The sequence below is a fragment of the Neisseria mucosa genome (assembly GCA_003028315.1).
GTDB classification, from domain to species: Bacteria; Pseudomonadota; Gammaproteobacteria; order Burkholderiales; family Neisseriaceae; genus Neisseria; species Neisseria mucosa.
This window is the reverse complement of record CP028150.1, coordinates 380,039-401,350: the sequence shown is the minus strand read 5'-3', so window position 1 is coordinate 401,350 and position 21,312 is coordinate 380,039. Positions and strand designations below refer to the sequence as shown.

Here is a 21,312-nt window from a genome sequence, read left to right as displayed (position 1 = left end):
TAATAACCATCCGTTCAAATCCCAAATACGCATATCCCGTCATTCCCGCGCAGGCTGGAATAACAAAATTCATCAATCATTTACACTAAAAATTGATAATATAGTGGATTAACAAAAATCAGGACAAAGCGACGAAGCCGCAGACAGTACAGATAGTACGGAACCGATTCACTTGGTGCTTCAGCACCTTAGAGAATCGTTCTCTTTGAGCTAAAGCGAGGCAACGCCGTACTGGTTTAAAGTTAATCCACTATAAAAGACGATAAAAATTACTGAGATACCTTTATCTGTTTCCCCACTTTTTCAGACGACCCCGCTATGCCCATCCTCGCTTGGAACACCCCGCCCGCCCCCGCCGAACTTGCCCGCGTGATCGAAACTCATCCTGCGCCGCTGCATCTGGTTGCCTGCCTGACCGAAAACCGCATTCCCGATTTTCCTTTTTCCGATGCACCGACCGAGCTAGAAGGCCGTTTGAAAAACCGCCTAGACCAAGCCGTGAAATGCCTTCAGTTCAACAGCGTCAACTTTCTGGAAAACCTGTTGCCCGACGTACATATCTGGCTTGTCCCGCCGCACCGCGCCGACAGCCTGCACGAACATTTCGACCCTATCGAATGGCAGACCGAAGCCGTGCCGCAAGTCTCACCCAAGCCCGTCAAACCTTGGTTCAGACGACCCCAAGCCACCACTCTGCCCGAACACGCGCTGGTTATCGGCGCAGGCATAGCCGGTGCCGCGACCGCGCGCAAGCTGGCGGAACACGGCGTGCGCGTTACCGTTTTGGAAGCGGGCAAAGCGGCGCAAGGCGGCAGCGGCAACCGCCAAGGGCTGCTCTACGCCAAAATCTCGCCGCACGACACCGAGCAGACCGAACTGCTGCTGGCAGGCTACGGCTACACCCGCCGCCTGCTGCAAGACCTATTGCCCGATTCCGACGCATGGGGCGGCGACGGCGTGTTGCATCTTAATTTTGACGAAGCTGAACGCAAACGCAATCAGGCATTGGGTTTGCAACAGCATCACGCCCACCTTTACCGCAGCGTGTCCGCCGACGAAGCCGCGCAAATCGCAGGCATAGACGTCTTTTCAGACGGCCTCTACTGGCCGCAGGGCGTATGGCTGAACCCACCCGCCGTCGTCCGCGCCTTGCTGAATCACCCGCTGATTGCGTTGCATGAAGACACGCCCTTATCCGCTACCGAATACGACGGCGCAAACTGGACGGCACACACCCCGCGCGGCAGCTTCAGCGCAACCCACATCATTTACTGCATGGGCGCACACAGCCCGAACGCCGCCGATGCCAACGTCTCCGCCCTACCGTTCCGCCAAATCCGCGGGCAAACCGGCGTAGCGGCGGCAAGCAGTTTTTCCACACGCCTGCGCTGCGCCCTATCCGGTGAAAGCTACATCAGCCCGAGCTGGCAAGGGCAACACTGCTACGGCGCAACCTTCGTCCTCAACAGCAACGACGATGCTTGGCACCCGCACGAAGAAGCCGCCAACCGCGCCGCCCTGCAACAGCTCAACCCGCCATTGGCGCAATCATTGTTTGAGCAAAACTCTCTTTACTCGTTTTCAGACGACCCCTTTGCAAAACCGCAAGGACACGCCGCCCTGCGCTGCGACAGCCCCGACCACCTGCCCGTCGTCGGCGCGCTCGGCGACATCGCTGCCATGCAGACCGCCTACGCCAAACTCGCGTTGGACAAAAATTACCGCCTCGACAACGTCCCCTGCCCCTACCTGCCGAACGCCTACATCAATACCGCACACGGCACGCGCGGACTCGCCACCGCCCCCGTCTGCGCCGCCGCCATTGCCGCCGACATCCTCGGCCTGCCCCAGCCCCTGTCCCAACGCCTGCGCACCGCCCTGCATCCAAACCGCGCCGTCATCCGCGCCATCGTGCGGCAGCAGTCTTTGCTTTGATGCATCGCACAGGTCGTCTGAAAGCGGATAAAGCACGTTCGCTAAAACATGAAGACGAGTTTTCAGACGACCCCGGCACGACAACAACAAAGCTCCCATAAAATCATAAAAATATTAACAACCTGTTTTCAAAAATATCTTTCTTAACTTTAAAACCCGAAATTTACATATAAATATCAACCCCTCCCCTTGTCCATTTATATATTTCGTTTAAAATACCGACCTAAACAACAACTATTCTATATAGATAAAATGCGTCATTACGGAACCATCATCCGCTGGAACGACAATCGGAGGTTCGGAGCCATCCGGGAAGAAAACATGGGCAAAGAAATATTCGCCCCGCTCTCCGCCTTCACCACGCTGCCGCACCCGCCCGCCGAAGGTCAGCGTGTATCGTTTGAAATTATCAAAGGCAGACGCGGGCGCGACGAAGCGGAAAACATCTGCTTCGCTTCCGACTGCATCGGCGAAGCCGACTTTTTCGCCCCCGAGCCCGAGCCTTTTAAAGCAGCCTTTTCCAAACTCCTGTGGATCATCCCCGTCATTGCCCTCTTTGCCGCAGGCGGATGGTTCGGCTGGAACTATTGGCAGGAATACCGCCGTCAGGTACAGGAAGCAACAGCGGCTGCACCGGTTACAATGGTGTCCGAAGTTGCCGAAAAGATGAAAGCCGAACGCAAGGCATGGAAAGACGCGGCAAGCGGGCGTACTGCTTTCAAACATGGTTCAACTGCCTCAACCGGCTCCGCTGCCACCACCGACACTACCACTGCATTCAAATGCGACGGTCGTCAGCACTGTTCTCAAATGAATTCTTTGGAAGAGGCGGAATTTTTTATCAAAAACTGCCCAAATACCAAAATGGACGGTGATCATGACGGTATTCCGTGCGAAAACGACAGCCGTTGGCATTAATCGCCCACAATGCAAAAAGGTCGTCTGAAAATGTTTTTCAGACGACCTTTTTAAATCGGCTACAATATCGCGCAATACAAACCTACCCTACCACCATGTCCAAAAAAATCCTCATCATCACCCCGAGCTGGATCGGCGACTGCGTCATGACCCAGCCGCTTTACCGCCGCCTGCACGAACTCCATCCCGGCTGCACCATAGACGCATTCGCGCCCAAATGGTCGATGGCGGTGTTCGAGCGTATGCCCGAAATCAGCCGCGTCATCGAAAACCCGTTCGGACACGGCGCGTTGGAACTGAAAAAACGCTGGCGCATCGGGCGCGAACTGGGCAAACAGGGTTACGACCAAGTCATCGTCCTGCCCGGCTCGCTCAAATCCGCCCTCATTGCCTTCGCCACCGGCATCAAGCAGCGCACCGGCTACGTCGGCGAATCGCGTTATTTTTTATTGAACGACATCCGCAAACTCGACAAAGCCACCCTGCCCCTGATGGTCGACCGCTACACCGCCCTCGCCCATCCGACGCAGGTGGACTTCAACGGACATTCCGATAACCCGCGTTTCACCATTTCCCCCGAAAGCCGCGCCGCCGCGCTTGCCAAATACGGCTTGGCCACGGACAAACCCGTTCTCGCCTTCTGTCCGGGCGCGGAATACGGCCCCGCCAAACGCTGGCCCGCACGCCATTTTGCCGAACTCGGCCGCCGCTATTTGGCGGAAGGCTGGCAGGTTTGGCTGTTCGGCTCGCAAAAAGATTTCGACATCGCCGAGGAAATCAACCGCCTTTCAGACGACCTCTGCACCAACCTTTGCGGCAAAACCAACCTTTCCGAAGCGATTGACCTGCTCTCCTGCGCCGACACCGTCGTCTGCAACGACAGCGGCCTGATGCACCTCGCCGCCGCCCTCGACCGCAAACTCGTCGCCGCCTACGGCTCATCCAGCCCCGACCACACCCCGCCCTTGAGCCAAAAAGCCAAAATCGTCAGCCTGCACCTCGAATGCTCGCCCTGCTTCAAACGCGAATGCCCGTTGGGACACACCGACTGCCTGAACAAACTCACGCCAGACATGGTTCAAAAAGCGGCGGAGGAATTGGCGCAAACGGAATCTGAGTAAATACGGTCAAAGGTCGTCTGAAACCTGCTTTCCAAAACAGATTAAAATGGCAATACCCATGTTGTCATTCCCGCGCAGGCGTGAATCCAGAGTCTTGAAGCCGTACCCATCTTTAAACATTCCTAAAAATCAAGGTCTGGATTCCCGCCTGCGCGGGAATGACGGCATAGAGGCTTCTTGTTTTCCTTCACCCTATCTTTTCAGACAGAAGTAGCGTGGGCTTTGCCCGCGAAATCTACCAATTCCCGATACGGTGTTTATCCACTATCATTATTCCCGTCCCTGCCTATGCAGAAGTGGGAATAACTGCCCGACCTACTGCCTCCTGAAGCCCACTTTCAAATTTTCAGACGACCTTTCCACCATTGACCTCGAAACTCCATGCTGCCGTGAAACAAACCGAAAGTTAGCCGCCTTCACCCTGTTTTGTATTGAATTCCCGTTCAGACGACCTTATCATCAACCCATTCCCACTTTATCCGCAGAAACACCATGCAAAACATTCAAGACTACGTCCACCGCACCGCGTCCGCCGCCAAGCAGGCTTCCTATATTGTCGCTGCCGCCGAGACCGCGCAAAAAAACGCTGCGCTCCTGCGCACCGCCGAACTCATCAAACACCATCAAACCGCCATCCTCGCCGCCAACGCCCAAGACATGGAACAAGCCGAACAGAAAGGTTTGAACGACGCCCTGCTCGACCGCCTTCGGCTGAGCGAAAAAACCATAGATGCCATGTGCGAAGGTTTGCGCCAGATTGCCGCCCTGCCCGACCCCGTCGGCGAAATGGACGAATTCCGCACCCGCGAAAACGGCCTGCAAATCGGCAAAATGCGCGTACCGCTGGGCGTTGTCGGCATCATTTACGAATCCCGACCCAACGTAACCGTCGATGCCGCCGCCCTCTGCCTCAAGTCCGGCAACGCCTGCGTCCTGCGCGGCGGCAGCGAAGCCTTCAACAGCAATATGGCGCTCTCCAAACTGATTACGCAGGCGTTAGTTGAAAACGGCCTGCCCGCAGCAGCCGTCAGCCTGATTGAAAATACCGACCGCGAAAGCGTCGGCGCCATACTGCAAAGCCCAGAGTTTATCGACGTCGTCATCCCGCGCGGCGGCAAATCGTTGGTTTCCCGCATCGCCGCCGAAGCCCGCGTGCCCGTCATCAAACACCTCGACGGCATCTGCCACGTCTATATCGACCGCGCCGCCGACGCCGAAAAAGCCGTCAACATCGCCTTTAACGCCAAAACCTCGCGCTACGGCACCTGCAACACCATGGAAACCCTGCTCGTCCACCAAAGCCGCGCCGCCGAAATCCTGCCCGTACTGGCAGAGAAATACGCCGCCCGCAACGTCAAGCTGCGCGGCTGCCCGCGTACCCTGTCCATCCTGCCCCACATTCAGACGGCCTCCGAAGAAGACTGGGACACCGAATACCTCGCCCCCATCCTCTCCGTCAAAATCGTCGACAGCCTCGAAGAAGCCGTCGCCCACATCAACACCCACGGCAGCCACCACACCGACAGCATCGTAACCGAATCCTACACCGACGCCCGCACCTTCCTGCGCACGGTCGACAGCGCCAGCGTCATGGTCAATGCCTCCACCCGCTTCGCCGACGGCTTCGAATACGGCCTCGGTGCGGAAATCGGCATTTCCACCGACAAAATCCACGTCCGCGGCCCCGTCGGCCTGCACGGGCTGACTTCGCAGAAATGGATAGTGTTGGGCGACGGGCAGGTTCGGTCGTAATTCCTTCACTTTCTTGAGAAATATAGTCAATTAAAATCAAAATAGGACAGTAGCGCATCGTCAAATCGGGCGTAATCAGACAATACGGTTCGCAGATACCGCTTAATATTCGCCCACACCTTCTCAATCGGGTTGAGCTCAGGTGAATAAGGTGCAAGAGGCAATACCTTATGTCCCCATTTTTCCGCCATTTCCCGTAAAACACCCATACGGTGAAATCGTGCATTATCTAAAATAATCACCGATTTTTGAGTCAATGCGGGCAGTAGGCATTGCTGAAACCACGCTTCAAAAAAGACTCCGGTCATCGTATTTTGATAAACCATCGGAGCAATCAGCCGGTTGCCGACTTGTGCGGACACCAGAGATAAGCGTCGGTATCTTTTTCCACTTATCTGCGCTTTCACTATTTGCCCTTTCTGGCTGCGGGCATAGGGACGGAACAGGTAGCGGTCAAATCCTGTTTCATCCAAATAAACACGTTGGTAGTCGGAAAATTCGGCCAGCTGTGTCAAATAATGCGTTACTTTGGCCGGGTCTTGTTCTTTGTAAGTGGTGGTCTTTTTTTGCGCGTCATCCCCATCTGTTTGAGTGCATAGCAAACGGCGGCTGGCGTACAATCAAAATGTTTGGCGATTTCATGCAGATAGGCATCCTGGTGTTGCTCAACATATTGAGCCAGTTTTTGCCTATCCAATTTGACGGCATTTAGACCGGTAACTTGATGTTTTAGGCTGCCTGTTTGTTTTTTAAGGCGAATCCACAGGTAAAGCGTGTTTCTTGACAAGTTAAATGTTGCTGCGGTTTGGCTGATGTTTTTGCATTGTTCGTAATAGTTTAAAGTTTTGTTTCTTAAGTCCGCAGAGTATGCCATGGTTAAACCTTCAAAGTTGAGTATTGTACTATTTTGTTTTTAATTGACTATAAAACGACAAAAGGTCGTCTGAAAAACAGTTTTCAGACGACCTTTTCAGTTTTACTTTCCCTATTATCGGCACACCAAATGTCTCACCTAATTATTTCTAATTTTAAATTAACATATTAAACAATATGTTAAATTATTATATCTTATCCATTATTGTTTTCTCCGATACAATCGACATCATGCCATATAAGAAAAAATCTATTTAATGTCAAATAGATATAAATTTATTATTCACTCTTCCCATCCATTTTTCCACAGGAGAACTATTATGGCTGATACATTGCTTTCTTTAAAAAACAACCAATCCGTCGTTATTACCGGTACGGACCGTAATGATACTTTATATGGTAGTACGGGACATACCATATTCTACGGTGGTTTAGGGAACGATACTTACTACAGTAAAAATGCGGGCGATACCATCATCGAGCGTAAAAACGAAGGCCGCGATCTAATCTATAGCAGCACCGACTTTACCTTACCAGAACATGTCGAAGATCTGAAGTTGCAGGGCAACAGTATGTTAGGTATCGGCAATGATGCAGACAATGTTATATCGGGCAATTCCAACGGCAACCGTCTATATGGCAAAGGCGGCAATGATCTGATGCTTGGCGGAAATGGCAACGATTATCTATGGGGCGACGATGGTGATGACCGACTTGGCGGACTAGGTGGCAACGACGTTCTGAATGGTGGAAGCGGAAACGATTTTCTATCTGGGGATGACGGGGAAGATATCTTATATGGCGGTACGGGTATGGACACCATGCTCGGAGGAAAGGGAAACGATACTTTCTATGTAGATAATATAAAAGATACAGTCGTCGAAGACGCAGATGCAGGCTACGATACGATATACAGCAGTGTTACCTATACCGCGCCAACCCACGTTGAAAAACTGATTTTAGAAGGTAAAGACAATATCTTCGGCTTTGGCAACAATGCCGATAACAGCCTTATCGGCAACAGCGGCAACAATCGCTTGAGTGGCGGGCGAGGTAGCGACACGCTCTATGGCATGGAAGGTAACGACCTATTAATGGGTGGTGATGATCGCGACGAACTTTACGGCGGACAAGGTGATGACATCCTGCGCGGCGATGCAGGCAACGACCTGCTCGACGGAGGCTATGGCAACGACACTTTAGACGGCGGCAGCGGTGCAGACACTATGGTCGGCGGCTTGGGAAATGATGTCTATCATGTTGATAATGTGAACGATACGGTTATTGAGGAAATGAACGGCGGTATCGACACGATTTATAGCAGTGTTACCTATACCGCGCCAACCCACGTTGAAAACCTAACGCTAACAGGCAACGACAATACCTTCGCATTCGGCAACAACGCCGATAATATTCTGACGGGAAACAGCGGCAATAACCGATTAAGCGGAGGACGCGGCAGCGATACGCTATACGGCAACGAAGGCAACGACCTGCTGATGGGAGGGGATGATAGAGATTTCCTATACGGCGGTAACGGAGACGACATTCTTCGCGGCGACGAAGGTAACGACCTGCTTGATGGTGGCAGTGGCAATGATACTTTGGACGGAGGCAGCGGTGCAGATACCATGTCTGGTGGGTACGGGAATGATATCTACCATGTAGATAATGTCAAAGATACAGTTACTGAGTGGTGGGGAGAAGGTGTCGATACGATATATAGTAGTGTTTCCTACACAATCCCAACCTACGTCGAACACCTGACCCTGACCGGCAGCAACAACACTTTCGGCATCGGCAATTACGGCGATAATACCATTACCGGCAACAGCGGCCACAACCAATTAAACGGTGAGGGCGGCAATGATACCCTTTACGGCATGAGTGGAGACGACCTGTTGTCGGGCGGCAGCGGAAACGACTATCTCTACGGCGGCGACGGGGATGACAGGCTGAATGGAGGAGACGGGATCGATTACCTCCACGGCGGCGACGGCAACGACTACCTCACAGGCGGTTCGGGCAGCGATACCATCGTTACAGGTGCAGGTAAAGATACCGTCGCTTTCTCCGCCTCAGACATCCGCGACGGCAGCATAGATCGTATTACCGACTTCAACCCTTATATGGACAAGCTTGATCTGTCCGGTATGCGTTCCCTGCTAAGTGGCAGCGAGGCAAATGTGAGCTGGTCGGAACTGTTCGTCAAAAATCCTTATTATTACGACACCGGCCGTTCTTACCTCGTCTTCGACTCTGTATCTCAAACCCTCGCCTACCGAGCGGCAGGTGCAAGCAGCAATACCGTGTTCGCCAAATTTGACGACAGTCAGGCAGTTTGGTTGAGCGCTTCCAATATCATCGGCTAAGCTGAGGCAAACCGGATTTTTTTAGAGGAAGCCTGAGCGCAAACGTCGTCTGAAACCGAAAATCAGGTTTCAGACGACGTTTCTTATTTACAACAAATTAATAAAAAATCAGATTTGGGGAAAGAAGACAAAGTCCTTCATCATCTGCAAAGATTGCTTCAGGCAGGCTTAGCAGATTCATGGACGAAGCCCATACTGCGGCTTATTTCGAACTCAAGATACCCTGATTTTTCATTCTGATTTTTATCCGAAAAATACCTGAAAGGTCGTCTGAAAAACAGTTTTCAGACGACCTTTTTGATCGTTGACTATCAATCCAACTTCCGTTTAGAAGTCAGCTATTTATCTTAAGTAAATTATCTAAATGAATCCAATTTTTCCATCTTAAATCATTGTTAAATTGATTAGGGTAACAAATACCATTCCGAATATTTTCAAACAATAGTGATGAATCTTGTTCTAATTTTTCAGCGATACAAGCTGGTTGTATTCGGGATAAATGCAGATAAACAAATTTATCCAGCTCTACAATCGAAGCAAACCATTCTTGTTGGAAATTCAGGATTTGATTAATTTCGTTTTGAATGAAATTTTCTCTATCCTGTTTAGGAAGCATTATTTGGAAATATTTCACTAAAGCCCTATCTAGGACACTTCTAGCAATTGAGTATGAATTCTCAAATTTCGAATCTTTCCACTTCTCATAAGCTAATTTACATAAATACCGAACCCTATGCTTATCGGCATGATCAAAAAAATACGCCAAACATTCTTTGATATTTGCTTCATCTTGATTTAATTGCAAACTGTCAATATAGATGCAGATTTTCTCATCGGTAGCATTGCTCAAAAATGCACCGAATCCTAGCTGTAAAGAAGGGTATCTGACCGGATATTGGTTAAAAATATAAATCCATTCATCAGGGCAATTTTGCCAAATACCTGACAATTCGATTTGCTCGTCTTTCATCTCATTTCTAGATAAATGATCTAATCTAAGCAGCAAAAGAAATTTTGCTAACTTATTGGTTGTCTGTAATGAAAAAGGTTGGCGATATTTTTCTGGTAGCAAAGCAAGCCAATATAAAAGATTACAAACGTTTGTTTCTTGATTAATCAGTAACAAGATCTCATCTCTATGATTTTCAGATACAAATGAATATGATTGATGAAAATTCCGAGATAGTTTTTCATATAGTGCTTCTAACTGCCACCAACTTTCTTCAAGATTTTTCCATTGTTTATTTTCTAAGTTTTCTAATAGAGCATCTATCATCTCATTATCATTAATTGATGCATTCTGGAGAGTAGACAACTCAATTTCCAGATGAGATAAATATCTCATCGCTAAATTTTTAGAGGATTGAGAGAAAATAATTCCTTCTTCGTAGCTGATTGCCCAAAATTTAGGAAGAAGACAAGTCAATTCAAAAGCTATCTTTTGATCTTTCTCACTAGGATGCTCATCTTGCAAAATGTTAATCAGCCATGAAATACTTTCTATCAACGTATTTTTCTTATCTATATCATCAATATAAATAACTGCATCTTGATAGTCGAAGCTTGATGGATAGAAATTATCCTGATATTGCCAAAAATGGGATTTATCATCCCATTTCCAACTAGCAAAATCAAAATGCTCATCAAAGAATGAAAATATTCCATCGGGAACGCTGGCATCATACTCATGGGATTGAGCGAGGCAAAGTATTTGGGCAGTAGTTAATTGTTGTTGGATTTCCATATAATATTATCCTCATCATTAATTGATTGTTCCCACATTTCTTCAAAGGCATCAGCAATAATCTGTCCATCTTCAACTTCTTGAATTATATGAAAGCTGTTTCCTAGACTATTCACCGATGTTCCCAATGACCAAGCTCTAACAGGTTTATCTATTGCTTGTGGAAAAATAATAAAACGGTCATGAAAATCCCCGTCCTTAGAGCGGTCAGCATTGACAAAGGTCAGATCCAATCGGCCAACTTGAAGAATTGCTTGGTTAATTTTGTTTGCAAAGTCGGCTTTATAAGATGATTTTTTATTTTCTTGTGGCGCAATTTTTAAGCCTGTTAGTGCTTTGATTGGCGAATCATCATGCGGCTTAAAAAATACGGTTTCCAATAAATCTTGCACATTCAAATAGGGATCCCAAAGATAAATACCATTTTTCCCATATTTTTTAATCAACTCTCTAATAAAATCCAAGGCCTCTTGGCGCATACCCTGCTTAAATGGTCTCAAACTTAGAGAATTTTCCAAATCATGTTTTCTTTTTTTTAGCAATCTGTCAGCAACCCAGTCTCGATAATCTTTGACATGGTTACCAGTATGATTTTTTGATGTTTGAGCAACAATATCAATTTTTTGCTTAGTTTTATCTGGTAATTTGGATATTCTCTGAATTTGTTCTTGCATACTTATAGAAAAATTTACCTGCTCCAAAAAAAACGTTATTTCACCACCGGCACAAATTATCTGATTACTTTCATCCCAAATCGTATAATACCCTCTCCCATTAATTTGCTGAAATGGAATGATATTTCTCCCCTCAACTAATGGAATTTTCTGAAAATCAATCATACTGCCATGTTTTTCCCTCCAAAAAATACCTGAAAAGTTTATCTCTCCTGAGAAATGGGGGCTAACTGCTAAATCAGATAATAACTGATGGCTTTGTTTATCTTTTCTTTCTATTGTAAATGCCACCGCAGCACAAGGAATTTGCACGATGATATTGCCCAATCTATCAGAATGAGTACCGATTTTAATGGGTAAGTATTCCTGTAACCTTCCAGAAAGCTCGTCCAAGGCAGCAAGATTTTTTATCAGTGGCGCAACGTATTCTTTGCTTTCGTCAAACCATTCAAAAAGATGTGAACCACCAAAAAAGTTATTCTTGAGCAAACCTAAAAACTCATTTTTTCCTCGCTCTAAGGCCGGAACATAAACTGGAGGAATAGCTTTTAAATAACCATAACAAAGTTTATTGCCATCATCTTCATTCGAACCTGGAGTAACTAAGTAAGAAATAATATTAAGAAAATCTTCTATAGAAACAATTCTTTTAAAAACTCCAAATTTTAGAGATTTATCAGCCTTTAACTTAATAAGCTTTGGTGTAATTTCCTCTTTCTCTGTCAAAGGCAAATCTGTCTCATGAGCAACTGCCAGTGAGAAAATATTAAAAGGCGGATTACTATCTTTTATGCCAATCACTTCAAAAAGCTCAATACATTTAAAATTACCGATAGACGGCATGGCTAATATTTTTTTCATCGATTCAATGGTCATTTAATTTCTCCATACAAAATATCTGAAAAATTCCAAATCATTTTGTTTTAATCAAAATATTAACTTACAAAACCTGAAATAGTTCACAATTTTGACTATTACCACCTTGATGCCATTTTACTATATTTAAAATTTAAAAACCCTAAAAAACACTGCACTTTATCGCTATCAGATGTCTTTCTTTCACTAAAGCATTTCAATGACCTACAAAATTAAATTCAAACATAACCGACTGATTTTTTATATAAACTATTTAAAAAAAGAAAAATCAGCCTGCACTTTAATTTGCAAGTGCAGGCTGATTTTTAGCTTTAAAAAAACTCTATATGCAGGCAATTCTAAACAGCCGAAAACAGCTTGAAAAATCTAGAATAGAAGCAGCAAGGGGCAGTCAAACATTACAAATACTGAACAGTCCTAAAACCAAACCGCTAATTCTCATAATTTACCTAAGACAAATTTTATGAATATGCGACCAGAAAGCAAAATTTGGCTTGGATAATGACAGCTACTCACATTAACAGGGCTGATACTGGCAAACTATTATGAAAAGTCGTCTGAAAAAACTTGCTTTCGAATTTTCAGACGACCTTTTAGGTTTTCATATACAAATAAAATTCATTAAATTTCAAAACTGTCCGTTTGGTCAGCCTTGCGTATCATGCCTGCGGCGACGGTGTGGTTGGTGGCTTCGTCTATCAGGATGAACGCGCCGAGGGCATGGTTTTCTTCGTAGGGTACGGCGGCGATCGGCTGCTGGGTTTTGAGGCTGACGCTGCCGATGTCGTTGAGCTTGAGCGTGTCGGCGGATTCGACGCGGCTGAGGGTGTTCACGTCCCAAACGTAGGAAATCGCGCTGATTTTGACGGGCGTGGTTTGGGTGGTGTGTTTCAGCAGGTATTTGCGGCGCAGGTTGAGCGGGATGTCGTCGAACCAGCACAGCGCGGCTTGGAACTGCTGTTCGGGCGCGACGGAGCTGTCGGCGGCGGCGATGCTGTTGCCGCGCGAGATGTCGAGGTCGGTGTCGAGTGTGACGGTCAGCACTTCGCCCGCTTCGGCGGATTCGGTTTTGCCGTTTGGATTGTAGATTTCGGCGATTTTGGCGGTATGTCCGCCAGGCAGGATTTTGACTTCGTCGCCGGTTTTCAGACGGCCTGCTTCCAGCCTGCCTTGATAGCCGCGGAAGTCGTCGCTGCTGCTGCCGTCTTGCCGTGCGACGCGCTGCACGGGGAAGTGGGCGGCTTGGTCGGCGGCGTTTTGGCGGTTGACGGGCAGGCTTTCGAGCAGGGGTAACAGCGGCAAACCTTGATACCACGGGGTTTGGCTGCTGGCGTTGACGATGTTGTCGCCTTTTAACGCGCTGATGGGCAGGAAGTGGATTTGGGCTTGGAGGCCGATTTGTTCCGCCAGCTTGCGGTAGGCTGCGGTAATGGCCTGATATTTGGTTTCGTCGAAGTCGAGCAGGTCGAGTTTATTGACGGCGACGATGATGTTGGGGCAGCCCAAGAGTTTCAGAATTGCGCTGTGGCGTTTGGTCTGCGGCAGGAGGACGGGTTCGCTGCCGGAAAAATCGACGCGCGTTGCGTCTATCAGGACGATGGCGGCATCGGCGGTCGATGCGCCCGTTACCATGTTGCGGGTGTATTGTTCGTGTCCGGGCGTGTCGGCGATGATAAATTTGCGCTTGGGTGTGGCGAAATAGCGGTAGGCAACATCGATGGTGATGCCTTGTTCGCGCTCGGCGGCAAGGCCGTCGGTGAGGCTGGCGAAGTCGGGCGTTTCGCCGTTTTCGGCAGCGCGGTTGAGTTTGTCGAGCTGGTCGGTCAGCAGGGTTTTGCTGTCGTAGAGCAGGCGGCCGATGAGGGTGGATTTGCCGTCGTCGACGCTGCCGGCAGTGATGAAGCGCAAAAGCGGGGCGGTGGTTGCGGTCATGGTTCTTTCCTTAATTCTCGGATTGCACGTTACTTTAATGAGGTCGTCTGAAAATGGGAAAGAATGCTTGGTTTTAAAAAAAGATGATTTCGTTATATTCGTAAAAGAAGCGAATCGAGATGAAAATACTGTAAGACCCTATTCCCACACAGACAGGAGTGAGGACTGCCAACACTCCCCTATCCGACAAAAAGGTCGTCTGAAATACATTTTCAGACGACCTTTTGTACGGTTAATCAAATTTTATTAGGAAAAAATTAACGCTCGCTCAATGCCTGTTTCATGCGGGTAATCGGTTTGATCAGGTATTGGAAGATGGTTTTTTCACCGGTTTTAATATCCACCGTAGCAACCATACCCGGAATAATCGGCATGTCTTTACCGTTTTTGTCTTTTAGGGCGTTGTTCTCAGTTTGGACGATGACTCGGTAGTAAACTTGGTTGGGGTCGAGCTTCAGATCGTTGGCACGGCTTTGCATGGAGTTGCTGACGGTATCTGCGCCGACAAGGGTAACTTTGCCTTCCAATCCGCCGTAGATGGAGTAGTCATATGCGCTGACTTTGACCAGTGCGGGCTGTCCTGCGCGGACGAAGGCGATGTCTTGCGGACGGATATAGGCTTCGACAAGGAGTTTGTCGTCAACGGGGACGATTTGCATGATTTCTTCGCCCGGGTTGACTACGCCGCCGATGGTATTGATTTTGATGTTTTTGACGATGCCGCGCATGGGGGAGCGGATTTGGGAGCGGTCAACCGGGTCGGCGCGCATGGCCATGTTTTCTTTGGATTGCGCCAGCTCGGATTCGGATTGCACGAGTTCGTTGTTGGCATCTGTCCTGTAACGGTTGCGGCGTTCGGCAATTTGCAGGGTCAGATCGCTGGATTCGCGGCGCATTTTGAGGAGTTCGACTTCGGACATAACGCCTTGTGCCACCATAGGTGCAGTAATGGCGATCTCGCGATCAAGCGCCGCTTTGCTTTGTACCAGACTTTGTACGGCATCGGTCATGGCTTGGCGGCGGGCGTTATATGCGGCGGTTTCGCGGCGACGGAGTTCGGGGCTGACGCTGTTGGGGAACGTGAGTTTGCCGCCGTAAGCTTCGGCTTTCAGGCGGGCGATGGTGGCCTCGAGGTTTTGGACTTTGGCTTCGCTTTCGCGCAATACGGCAAGGCTGCGCGTATCGTCGAGCTTCAGCAGGATTTGGTCTTTTTCGACCAAATCGCCTTCCTTAACCATCATTTGGGTAATGACGCCGGCGTCCAGACTTTGGATGACTTGTTCGCGGCTACTGGGGATAACGTTGCCGTTGCCGCGGGTTACTTCTTCGACAGTGCTGTTGTATGCCCATACGACAAAGACGACGAGCAGCAGGAAAAACAGGATGATGACCCAAAATTGGCCGCTGTGTTTTTCTTTTTGCAAGGCTGCATTCAAATCGTTAATGAGATGCAGGTCTTTGGATTTAACGTTGTTTTCGCTCATAATGATGAATCTTCGGTATCTGTTTGTTGTTTTCAAAGAGGTCGTCTGAAACGCTTTCTGCTTGTGTTTTCAGACGACCTTTTCCCTTTTCGTCATGCTTGCGCCGCTTCGCCGGGACGTTGGTTTTCCTGCGCTTGTTGTGCTGCTTTGACTTTGTTTTGCTCGTTTTGCATCAGTTTTTGCAACACTAAATCGCGCGGGCCGTCCATAACGACTTTGCCGTTTTCCATTACGATGATGCGGTTAACGATTTGCAGCACTTGCGGACGGTGGGTCACCAAAAGCATGGTGCGGTTGCGTCCCCAGTGGGCGATCGCGTTCAATGCCATGCGTTCGGTACCTTGGTCGAGGCTGGTTGTCGGCTCGTCCAAAAGAACGACTTTGGGGTCGCGCAGCGTCATGCGTGCTAGGGCGATGATTTGTTTTTGACCGCCGGACAGACCCAAACCGTCTTCACCCAAAGGCATATCCAAGCCTCTCGGGTGGTTGCGGATGATTTGGTCCAGACCGAAGCGTTTGAGTGCGGTCAGCAGATCTTGGTCGGTCGAATAGCTGTCGGTACGCGCCAAATCCATGTTTTCGCGCAATGTTCCCAAGAAAAGGCGTGGAGATTGACTAAACAGGAGTACTTGGTTCCGCAGGAAATTCGGATCAAGTTGGCGCATATCGACGCCGTCGAGGGTTACGTTGCCTTTTTCGGTGTCGTACAGACCGCTCGCCAGCTTCAGCATGGTACTTTTACCGCTGCCGATACGTCCGAGGATACCGACTTTTTCACCAGGTCGGATGTTGATGCGCAACTCGTCAACTGCGTTGTTGCTTTCGTTTTTGTATTTGAACGTTACGTTTTCAAAGGCGATATTGCCTTGAACGTTATCCAAAGTAATGTATTTGCGCTCGGGGCTGCGTTCGATCGGACGGGAAACAATGTCGTTCACGCCTCTTAACGCCAGCTTCGCTTGTTGGAAGCGGGTAGCAAGGCCGGCAACTTGAGCCAACGGCGCCAACGCGCGGCCAGACAGAATAACGGAGGCAATCAACGCACCCATGGTAATCCGTTCCGCATGGTTGTCGGCATGAATCAGATAGGTACCGACAACGACCAAAAAGACAGTATTGAGCTGCTGCATGGCAACAGCGAAGTTGACCATGAAGTTGCTGGTATCTTTAACTTTAATAGATGAAGCGGAGGTTTTGGCGGTGTATTCATCCCAACGTTGTTGCGCCCATGAAGTCGCGTTGTTGGTTTTCAGGGTTTCGATGCCTTCAATGGCTTCTACGGCAAGGCCTGAACGTTGCGAGCTTTCTTTCATGGATTCGTTAATGTGGCGCGACAAGGGGCGTTGGACGATGAAGCCGACAATGACGACAATCGGAATAATCGCCAAAGGAACCAAAGCCAATTTGCCGCCGACTATCGAAATAACAAAGATAAACAGCAACAGGAACGGCAAGTCCACCAAAGTCAACAGGCTCGCGCTGGTCATGAATTCGCGTACGGATTCAAATTCGCGCAGGTTGTTGGCGTATGAGCCGGACGAAGCGGGACGGTCGGCGAGACGCAATGCCATCACGCGGCGGAACAAGGCAGAGCTGATAATCAGGTCGGCCTTTTTACCGGCGATGTCGGTCAAATGGCCGCGTATCATCTTGGCGGCAAATTCGAACAAAATGGCGAGGACAACGCCGATACTCAAAACCCACAGGGTTTCATAGGCTTGGTTGGGAATGACGCGGTCGTACACGTTCATGACATACAACGAGCTGACCAAGGCGAGGAAGTTGATGATGACGGTTGCCAAAATCACTTGATAGTAATAGCTGCGGAAACGCCAAATGACTTTCCAAAACCATGCTTTGGGAAGGTGGTATTCAGGCAGTTCGGAACGTGTGTCCGCCGCCATTTTGGGCTTGATAAACCAGCAGTAACCCAGATACAGACCGGAAAGCTGGTCATGATCAAGCTGCTGCTCCAAGCCATCTACCTGACGGATATGATATTTCCTGTTCCGACCCGAACCTTCGATATTGGTAATGACGGCAGCCTCTTCGTTGTGAAGAATGATCATCACAGGAACGGCAAGCGATGGAATGTCTTCCAGATTGCGCTTGGACAATGTGTTTTCGAAGCCGTGGCTGCGTAAGACTTCGACGAGGGAATGATAGTTGACATTGAGTTTTTTATCCCGCACCACCTCTGCCGTCAGCGCGGCTTCTGACACAGGCGCCCCTAAGAGACGGGTAACCAACACAATATGTTCAATGATTGCTTTCATGATAATTCGCGTAATGAGTAATGATGTTAAGATTTTATGTTATTGCTTCAAGCCTGCCCAATTCGCCATTTGCGCCTGCGCAGCCAGATAATCCAACGCGGCATCGCGGAAGTCGTTGCGCGCCGAAATGTTTTCCTGCTCGATGCTGGACAATTCATTGTATGCGCCTAAAACGTCGGTCAGCGTGCGGCGGGCAATTTTGAATTGCAACTCGTAAGTTTTAACCACGTCTTTTTGAGCGGCAATATGTTGCGCGGCAATATCGGCACGGCGTTCGCTCTCGCGCATGTCGATTTCGGCGGTTTGGGTTTTTTCGGTGATGTCGCGCATAATCTGCTCGGATTTCGATTCGGCGGCAATCAGTGCATCGGCATTTTTCTGCACATTATGCCGCGCGGCAACGTCCAAAACATTCCACGCCACATTTAAATAAAGCTGTCTGTTGTCGCGGTTCGCATTGCCTTCCAGATTCACGGCAGGCAGGCGCTCTGCTTTGGAAACGTCCAAATCTGCCTTCACGCTGTCGCGTTCTGCCACCTGCGCCCGATAGGAAGGATTGGTATTGTTATCGGCTGTTTTGAAACGGCGGACCAATGATTCCGCGCTGTCGTTGGCAAATGGATCTTCCAAATCCTCTGCCGTCAACTGCCGTCCGGTATAGCGGGACAAACGGCTCAATGCCAATTCCATCGTGCGTTGTTGTTGCGCGATGGATGATTCGACCTGCAACAGGCGCGCACGCGCTTCAATGAGTTCGGAACGGCGGCCGCTATCGTATTTCACGATAATATTCAAATCTTTCAGAAGATTATTGTGTCGGACCAAGCTCTGCCGGTTGATGCGCAAGATTTCTTTCGCGCGCAATGCGGTCAAATAGAGTTTGCCGATGTCGCTGCCCAGACGTTCCTGATTTTCGAAATAACGATGATGGTAGTATTGCTCTCTGTTTTTATCGCGCCGTACCGCCGCATTGATGGCGCCCCATGAATATACATTCAAAGTTCCGCGTATGCCGACACCGTCATTCATATCATTGCTGGAATATTTGTTTTTCTGCGCCAAAACTTTGGTACCCGTCAGCGTCAACACGGGATAATGGCGCGCACGGGTAGCCTTCGTCGTACTTTTGGCCGAATCTTCGGTTGCTTTCGCTTCCTTCACAATCGGGTCGGACACCATGGCATCCCTTAAAATAGCCTGCAAAGGATAAGCCTGCGCCGTTGCCACGCATACTGCCGCGCACACCGCGGCAGCAATTTGTCCGGTGCGGAAAACGGATGTCTTGGGACGATTCAAAAAAGTTTTTTTCTTCATATTATTCACAACAATACGGTTCGTCATTTATCAGATTGGCAGAGGGGTGGCCTGTTGCAAATCAATTCTTTGAGCATATTATCATTAATCGGAATCCCTGTTTTCAGATTGCGATAAAAGGTAGTTATCTGCTCCTGAAAGTAACATGGATGATATTCCTACTATTGCTAAATCACGACACCGTATTAAAAACGAGCAAAAGGTCGTCTGAAAACGACCTCCTGTTTACAGATGTCCGCTAATGATTTGCAACATTTGCGCCAGCACTTTCGGATTGGCTGCCACAATATCGCCGCTTTCCAGCCAGCCTTCATTGCCGGACATATCGGTAACGATACCGCCCGCCTCCTGCACAATCAGCGCGCCTGCGGCAATATCCCAAGGTTTGAGGTTGAACTCGAAGAAACCGTCCAAACGGCCGGCCGCTACGGCACACAAATCCAACGAAGCCGCGCCCTCTCTGCGACCACCGGCCGTTTTTGCCAAAAAGTCTTTCAAAATAGCCAGATACTTGTCCATCATGCTTTGATCAACGACAGGGAAGCCGGTACCGATCAAGCAGCGGTTCAACTCAATGCGGGAAGAAACGCGGATACGGCGGTCGTTGAGCAACGCGCCTTTGCCGCGCGAAGCCATGTAAACATCGTTGCGTTCAGGTGCGTACACCAAAGCTTCCTGCAACACGCCTTTGTGCAGCAGCGCCATAGAAATCGCGTATTGGGGATGTCCGTGTAAGAAGTTGGTCGTGCCGTCGAGCGGATCGATAATCCATTCGTATTCCGCAGAGGCTTTGCCGTGAGAACCGCCTTCTTCGCAAGTGATTTTGTGATGCGGATAGGCTTCTTTAAGCGCTTCCACCAAAATCATCTCGGAATTGCGGTCAACGTCGGAAACGAAATCGTTGAATGCCTTGCTGTCAACTTTGACGGCATCCAGATTGCCGCTTGCGCGGATCATCATCTGCCCGGCTTTACGGGCGGCTTTGAAAGCGGTATTTAAAAACGGATTCATGGGTTTTCTTTCTAAATCAGGTAAAATACCGTCCGGCGCACCTGCACCGGACGCAACGTTTGTACGTTTCCGACGTTGTTAAAGAACATTTCAGACGACCTCTCAAGCCCAAAGGCGAAAGGTCGTCTGAAAACAAAAAGATGGCGTATTATACCCGATTCCCGAACAAACCGAAAACAAAACATGACTTCAACCAAGCCCGAATTGCCCGACTATCTCGGCAACATCCGCATCATCCTCACCCGCACCAGCCATCCCGCCAATATCGGCTCCGCCGCCCGCGCCATGAAAACCATGGGGCTGCACAAACTCACCATCGTCGCCCCGAATTTGATGTCCACGCCGATGACCGGGCAACCGCCCGTTTTCAACCCCGAAAACCCGCAAGATTTCCAACTGCCGGAGGAAAGTTTCATCCTCGCTTCCGGCGCGGCAGACGTATTGCACAACGCCGTAATTGCCGCCACGCTCGACGAAGCCCTCGCCGACACCACGCTCGCCTGCGCCCTTACCAGCCGCCGCCGCGAAATCACCGCCCCGCTGCAAACCCCGCGCGAACTGGTTCCCAAATTATTGCAGGCGGCACAACGCGGAGAACAAGTTGCCCTCGTCTTCGGCAACGAAACCTTCGGCTTGAGCATCGAAGAAGTGCAGGCATGCAACCGTCTGATGACCATCAACGGCAATCCCGACTATTTCTCGCTCAACCTCGCCCAAGCCGTTCAGGTCGTGTGTTACGAAATCTTCAGCCAGACCGATATACCCATGACCCACCTGCAACAGGAAGACCACGCCGCCACCCACGAACAAATCAAAGGCATGGTCGCCCACATGGAAAGCGTCATGGACGATATCGGCTTCTTCAACCGCCGCAACAGCGAACGCCTGATGCGCCGTATGCAAAGCCTGTTCGGCCGCGCCAACACGCAAACCGAAGACATCGACATCCTGCGCGGCTTTTTCAATACCGTCAGCCATCGCTTGAAGAAGAAAGACTGAAAAAGGTCATCTGAAAACTTGATTGCAAGTT

At 49.3% G+C, this 21,312-nt stretch carries 15 protein-coding genes and 1 pseudogene; 8 read left to right on the top strand and 8 right to left on the bottom strand.

Going from position 1 to position 21,312, the window contains the following annotated elements; translation table 11 throughout:
• The first annotated feature begins 318 nt into the window (after positions 1-318).
• The 4 genes from NM96_02040 to NM96_02025 all read left to right on the top strand — a co-directional run bounded on the left by NM96_02040 (position 319) and on the right by NM96_02025 (position 5,726).
• Positions 319-1,935: an FAD-dependent oxidoreductase gene (locus NM96_02040; GenBank protein AVR78294.1), complete on the top strand. Its 1,617-nt coding sequence runs from the start codon at positions 319-321 to the stop codon at positions 1,933-1,935.
• Positions 1,936-2,187: 252 nt separating this feature from the next.
• The gene (locus NM96_02035; protein AVR78293.1) at positions 2,188-2,853 is read left to right on the top strand and encodes a cold-shock protein; all 666 of its coding nucleotides are present in this window, start codon (positions 2,188-2,190) and stop codon (positions 2,851-2,853) included.
• 95 nt (positions 2,854-2,948) lie between these two features.
• The gene (gene waaF, locus NM96_02030) at positions 2,949-3,974 is read left to right on the top strand and encodes a lipopolysaccharide heptosyltransferase II (protein AVR78292.1); all 1,026 of its coding nucleotides are present in this window, start codon (positions 2,949-2,951) and stop codon (positions 3,972-3,974) included.
• A 492-nt stretch (positions 3,975-4,466) separates the two neighbouring features.
• On the top strand, positions 4,467-5,726 hold the full coding sequence (locus NM96_02025; GenBank protein AVR78291.1) for a glutamate-5-semialdehyde dehydrogenase: 1,260 nt from the start codon (positions 4,467-4,469) through the stop codon (positions 5,724-5,726).
• A gap of 26 nt (positions 5,727-5,752) precedes the next feature.
• Here the strand turns inward: NM96_02025 and NM96_02020 are convergent.
• Positions 5,753-6,600 (bottom strand): IS630 family transposase gene (locus NM96_02020; GenBank protein AVR78290.1). Its coding sequence is split into 2 segments (ribosomal slippage): positions 5,753-6,285 and positions 6,285-6,600, totalling 849 coding nucleotides; the frame shifts between segments, so codons are not numbered across the junction.
• Positions 6,601-6,919: 319 nt separating this feature from the next.
• Between NM96_02020 and NM96_02015 the strand changes: the two genes are divergently transcribed.
• Positions 6,920-8,971 (top strand): type I secretion protein, encoded by a 2,052-nt coding sequence (locus NM96_02015; GenBank protein AVR78289.1) that lies wholly within the window; start codon positions 6,920-6,922, stop codon positions 8,969-8,971.
• 334 nt (positions 8,972-9,305) lie between these two features.
• On the opposite strand, the gene NM96_02010 is transcribed toward NM96_02015, so the two are convergent.
• The 3 genes from NM96_02010 to NM96_02000 form a co-directional block, all read right to left on the bottom strand.
• Positions 9,306-10,715, bottom strand: coding sequence for a hypothetical protein (locus NM96_02010; protein ID AVR78288.1), 1,410 nt, complete (start codon positions 10,713-10,715; stop codon positions 9,306-9,308).
• Positions 10,694-12,265 carry a hypothetical protein gene (locus NM96_02005; GenBank protein AVR78287.1) on the bottom strand — a complete coding sequence of 524 codons (1,572 nt, stop codon included), beginning with the start codon at positions 12,263-12,265 and terminating at the stop codon, positions 10,694-10,696. The genes NM96_02010 and NM96_02005 overlap by 22 nt, the downstream gene beginning before the upstream one ends.
• A gap of 621 nt (positions 12,266-12,886) precedes the next feature.
• On the bottom strand, positions 12,887-14,197 hold the full coding sequence (locus NM96_02000; protein AVR78286.1) for a sulfate adenylyltransferase: 1,311 nt from the start codon (positions 14,195-14,197) through the stop codon (positions 12,887-12,889).
• Here NM96_02000 and NM96_01995 point away from each other — a divergent pair.
• A pseudogene (locus NM96_01995) lies at positions 14,196-14,297 on the top strand (chaperonin). The gene NM96_02000 and the pseudogene NM96_01995 overlap by 2 nt on opposite strands.
• Before the next feature lie 157 nt (positions 14,298-14,454).
• On the opposite strand, the gene NM96_01990 reads toward NM96_01995, so the two are convergent.
• From NM96_01990 to NM96_01980, 3 genes are all read right to left on the bottom strand, one after another.
• Positions 14,455-15,681 (bottom strand): HlyD family type I secretion periplasmic adaptor subunit, encoded by a 1,227-nt coding sequence (locus NM96_01990; GenBank protein ID AVR78285.1) that lies wholly within the window; start codon positions 15,679-15,681, stop codon positions 14,455-14,457.
• A gap of 92 nt (positions 15,682-15,773) precedes the next feature.
• Positions 15,774-17,957 carry a type I secretion system permease/ATPase gene (locus NM96_01985; protein ID AVR78284.1) on the bottom strand — a complete coding sequence of 728 codons (2,184 nt, stop codon included), beginning with the start codon at positions 17,955-17,957 and terminating at the stop codon, positions 15,774-15,776.
• Positions 17,958-17,996: 39 nt separating this feature from the next.
• Positions 17,997-19,298 carry a transporter gene (locus NM96_01980; protein ID AVR78283.1) on the bottom strand — a complete coding sequence of 434 codons (1,302 nt, stop codon included), beginning with the start codon at positions 19,296-19,298 and terminating at the stop codon, positions 17,997-17,999.
• On the opposite strand from NM96_01980, the gene NM96_01975 reads away from it, so the two are divergent.
• Positions 19,235-19,513, top strand: a complete 279-nt coding sequence (locus tag NM96_01975; protein ID AVR80240.1) for a hypothetical protein — start codon at positions 19,235-19,237, stop codon at positions 19,511-19,513. The two genes, NM96_01980 and NM96_01975, sit on opposite strands and share 64 nt — an antisense overlap.
• Here NM96_01975 and NM96_01970 read toward each other — a convergent pair.
• Positions 19,497-20,282 carry an inositol monophosphatase gene (locus NM96_01970; protein AVR78282.1) on the bottom strand — a complete coding sequence of 262 codons (786 nt, stop codon included), beginning with the start codon at positions 20,280-20,282 and terminating at the stop codon, positions 19,497-19,499. The two genes, NM96_01975 and NM96_01970, sit on opposite strands and share 17 nt — an antisense overlap.
• Positions 20,283-20,465: 183 nt before the next feature.
• On the opposite strand from NM96_01970, the gene NM96_01965 reads away from it, so the two are divergent.
• The gene (locus NM96_01965) at positions 20,466-21,281 is read left to right on the top strand and encodes an RNA methyltransferase (protein ID AVR78281.1); all 816 of its coding nucleotides are present in this window, start codon (positions 20,466-20,468) and stop codon (positions 21,279-21,281) included.
• Positions 21,282-21,312 lie beyond the last annotated feature (31 nt).

Excerpts from the sequence above, each read along its gene's own strand:
- NM96_01990 (AVR78285.1), bottom strand. The coding sequence starts at position 15,681 with ATGAGCGAAAACAACGTTAAATCCAAAGACCTGCATCTCATTAACGAT.
- NM96_01970 (AVR78282.1), bottom strand. The coding sequence starts at position 20,282 with ATGAATCCGTTTTTAAATACCGCTTTCAAAGCCGCCCGTAAAGCCGGG.
- NM96_02035 (AVR78293.1), top strand. The coding sequence starts at position 2,188 with ATGCGTCATTACGGAACCATCATCCGCTGGAACGACAATCGGAGGTTC.
- NM96_02000 (AVR78286.1), bottom strand. The coding sequence starts at position 14,197 with ATGACCGCAACCACCGCCCCGCTTTTGCGCTTCATCACTGCCGGCAGC.
- NM96_01965 (AVR78281.1), top strand. The coding sequence starts at position 20,466 with ATGACTTCAACCAAGCCCGAATTGCCCGACTATCTCGGCAACATCCGC.
- NM96_02015 (AVR78289.1), top strand. The coding sequence starts at position 6,920 with ATGGCTGATACATTGCTTTCTTTAAAAAACAACCAATCCGTCGTTATT.
- waaF (AVR78292.1), top strand. The coding sequence starts at position 2,949 with ATGTCCAAAAAAATCCTCATCATCACCCCGAGCTGGATCGGCGACTGC.
- NM96_01975 (AVR80240.1), top strand. The coding sequence starts at position 19,235 with ATGTCTTGGGACGATTCAAAAAAGTTTTTTTCTTCATATTATTCACAA.
- NM96_02010 (AVR78288.1), bottom strand. The coding sequence starts at position 10,715 with ATGGAAATCCAACAACAATTAACTACTGCCCAAATACTTTGCCTCGCT.
- NM96_02005 (AVR78287.1), bottom strand. The coding sequence starts at position 12,265 with ATGACCATTGAATCGATGAAAAAAATATTAGCCATGCCGTCTATCGGT.
- NM96_02025 (AVR78291.1), top strand. The coding sequence starts at position 4,467 with ATGCAAAACATTCAAGACTACGTCCACCGCACCGCGTCCGCCGCCAAG.
- NM96_02040 (AVR78294.1), top strand. The coding sequence starts at position 319 with ATGCCCATCCTCGCTTGGAACACCCCGCCCGCCCCCGCCGAACTTGCC.
- NM96_01985 (AVR78284.1), bottom strand. The coding sequence starts at position 17,957 with ATGAAAGCAATCATTGAACATATTGTGTTGGTTACCCGTCTCTTAGGG.
- NM96_01980 (AVR78283.1), bottom strand. The coding sequence starts at position 19,298 with ATGACGAACCGTATTGTTGTGAATAATATGAAGAAAAAAACTTTTTTG.